Raw genomic sequence first — 3,170 nt, forward strand, 5'->3', positions numbered from 1 at the left:
GTCGTGCGCCTCGGACGCGATCCGAGTCATTTTCTGCAACGCCGCTGCTGGGGAATGGCTCGGATCGCCCGTTCAGCTCCACTCGTACCTTTCAGGGACTGTCGCGTAACGCGACGGTCCCTGCGGTCGTTGCACTGGTATGGACCTCCAGCGCGACTCCCTGTTCCGTCGCACTCTGGCGACGATGGCCTCCCTGGCCGTGGCGGGGGGTCTCATCGTGGCCGCGCCGTCGGGAGCGCCGGCAGCGCGCAGCGCTGGCCAGGTCTCCGCACAGGTCTCCCAGGCGAGCTCCAAGAAGGTTGCTCGTCCCGCTCGGAAGAACGCCGGCCGGGTGAAGTCCTGGGCGGCGCCGGGTCGGGCCACGATCACGCCCGGCGTGATGATGTACACCTCCGGAGCGCAGTGCACGGCCAACTTCGTCTTCACCGACGCCGTCGGTGGCGTGTACGTCGGCTACGCCGCCCACTGCGCGGGCAAGGGCGAGGCCACCGACACCAACGGGTGCGAGGTGATGTCGCTGCCGCTCGGCACGAAGGTCGACTTCGTGCGCGGCGGAAGTCTGGTCACCTCCGGGACGCGCTTGGGTCGTGGCCGCCTCGCCTACTCCTCGTGGTCGGCGATGGACCAGGTCGGCACCACCGACGGTCCCACGTGCGCCTACAACGACTTCGCGCTGGTGAAGGTCCGCGCCAAGGACGTCAAGAAGGTCAACCCGAGCGTCCCCCACTTCGGCGGCCCCACCGGCATCGACCGCTCGGGCACGAGCGCCGGCGAGAGCGTCTACAGCTATGGCAACTCCAGCCTGCGGGCCGGAGTGTCGACGCTGTCCCCGAAGACCGGCATCGCTCTCGGCGACGCGAGCGCCGATGAGGGCTGGAGTCACGAGGTCTACACGTTGACGCCCGGCGTCCCCGGCGACTCGGGCTCGGGCTTCATGACGCGCGGCGGCAAGGCGGTGGGCACGCTGTCGACCGTCGCGATCGCCCCGCTGCCCCTCTCCAACCAGATCGGTGACCTTCTCCGCGAGCTCAACTTCGCCCGGGCCACCTCGGGGATCAAGGGTCTGCGCCTGACCAACGGCACCCGGCCCTTCGCGGCCTCCTGATCGCCCTCCTCCGACCTCCGACCTCCGACTCCCGACCTCCAGAGGCTTCGCCATGTCCGGCTTGTTCGACTCGTCCACCGCGCCCGCCCTGCCGGACCTCTCCGGCTCCGTCTACGTCGTCACCGGCGCCAACTCCGGGATCGGGTTCGAGGCGGCCAAGAAGCTCGCCGGCGCAGGCGGCCACGTCGTCCTCGCGGTGCGCGACGTCGTCCGCGGCCGGGCCACTGCCGCCCAGCTCGATGGCTCCACCGAGGTGCGCGAGCTCGACCTCGCCGATCTCTCGTCGGTGCGGTCGTTCGCGGCGGGCTGGGACGGTCCGATCACCACGCTGGTCAACAACGCCGGAATCATGATGGTCGCCGAGGGCCGCACCGTCGACGGGTTCGAGCGCCAGATCGGCACCAACCACCTCGGACACTTCGCCCTCACCAACCTGCTCCTGCCGCAGATCAGCGATCGCGTGGTCACCATCTCCTCCGGCCTCCACAACGGCCCGCAGGTCGACCTCGACAACCTCGACCTCGAGGGCGTCTACAAGCCCACGCGTGCCTACCAGCAGTCCAAGCTCGCCAACCTGCTCTTCACCGTCGAGCTCCAGCGCCGCCTCGAGGAGGTCGGCTCGCCGGTGAGGGCGCACGCCGCCCACCCCGGCTACTCGGCGACCAACCTCCAGAGCCACCACGCGAACCCCCTGATGAATCGTCTGATGGCGATCAGCAACCGGGTGGTGGCGACCAGCGCCGAGTTCGGCGCCCGGCCGACCGTGCACGCCGTCGTCGCAGATCTCCCCGGCAACAGCTATGTCGGACCGACCGGCTTCCAAGGGCTGCGCGGCGCCCCGGGACCCAACCCGCGGTCGACGCAGTCGCGAGACGCCGACGTGGCCCGGCGGCTGTGGGAGCTCTCCGAGGAACGGACGTCGGTCACCTGGCCGCTCTGACACATACCGGGCAATTCTCTCGGTTGCGGTGTTCAGGACGCGTGAGGAGTGCTTCACTGAAACGGTGACATCGCAGGTGCTCCGCCTCGTCGCCGTCGTCCCGGTCGGCGTTGCAGCGGCGCTCTGGACCGTCCACCTCGCGGCTCCGACGACCGAGGAGTCATCCGCGGGGGCCCTCACCTCGGTGGTTCCGTCAGATCCCGTGGTCTCCTCGGAGCCGACTGCTCCCATGGGTGTCGACCTGGTCCCGCCCTCGGTGGTCGAGCCGCCGGCCAGCACCACACCGGTTGGCACCGCGCCCACGGCGTCGGTCGGTCCGGTGCTCACCGTGGCCTCGAGTCCCTCCGCCGACGACATCCCGCTTGCGGCTCTGGCGGCCTATCAGCGCTCGGAGAGCCTGATCGGCGTCGCTGACCCGGGCTGTCACCTCTCCTGGCAGCTGCTTGCCGCCGTTGCCCGGATCGAGTCCGACCACGGCCGCCACGGTGGCGCGAAGGTCGGGCAGGACGGCGTCAGTCGTCCGGCGATCATCGGGCCCGCGCTCAACGGGCGGCGCGGGAAGGCGCACCTGCGCGACACCGACGACGGCCGACTTGACGCCGACGCGACCCTGGACCGAGCGGTGGGGCCCTTCCAGTTCATCCCCTCGACCTGGGCCGTGGTCGGGGTCGACGGAGACAGCGACGGCCAGCGCGAGCCCCAGGACGTCGACGACGCCGCGCTGGCCGCGGCGGTCTATCTCTGCTCGGGCGCCGACGACCTCGCCACGCGCCCGGGGCAGCGCGAAGCCCTGCTGCGCTACAACCGCAGCGGCGACTACGCCGCTGCCGTGCTCGACGTCCTCGACGACTACCTCGCCGCAGGTGAGCCGGAGCCGCAGACCCTGCACCTCAACGCCGGACAGCTGGTGCCGGTCAGGGTCGGTCCCACGGCAGCGCCGGTGGACCCGGACCGCGCGACCAACGGGGCGTCGCGACTCCCCGACGCGAAGGGAGCCCGTGACTCCGCCCAGCCTGCGCCCTACGTCGGAGACGCGACCCCGGAGCCGACCCCGGAGCCGACCCCTGAGTCGCCCCCGACACCCGAGCCGTCGCCGGAGTCGACCCCGGTCCCGGAACCGACCCC

General features: G+C 71.1%; 3 protein-coding genes. All 3 read left to right on the forward strand.

Annotated features, from left to right (window positions below):
- The first annotated feature begins 184 nt into the window (after nucleotides 1-184).
- Nucleotides 185-1,105: a hypothetical protein gene (locus VOI19_RS17005; protein ID WP_323794139.1), complete on the forward strand. Its 921-nt coding sequence runs from the start codon at nucleotides 185-187 to the stop codon at nucleotides 1,103-1,105.
- 52 nt (nucleotides 1,106-1,157) lie between these two features.
- Entirely contained in the window at nucleotides 1,158-2,045 is an 888-nt protein-coding gene (locus VOI19_RS17010) for an oxidoreductase (RefSeq protein WP_323794140.1), read from the forward strand.
- 64 nt (nucleotides 2,046-2,109) lie between these two features.
- The coding region (locus tag VOI19_RS17015) for a lytic murein transglycosylase (protein WP_323794141.1) at nucleotides 2,110-3,170 on the forward strand (1,061 nt) is incomplete at its 3' end.

The sequence above is a fragment of the Nocardioides sp. genome (assembly GCF_034670285.1).
Classification (GTDB): domain Bacteria; phylum Actinomycetota; class Actinomycetes; order Propionibacteriales; family Nocardioidaceae; genus Nocardioides.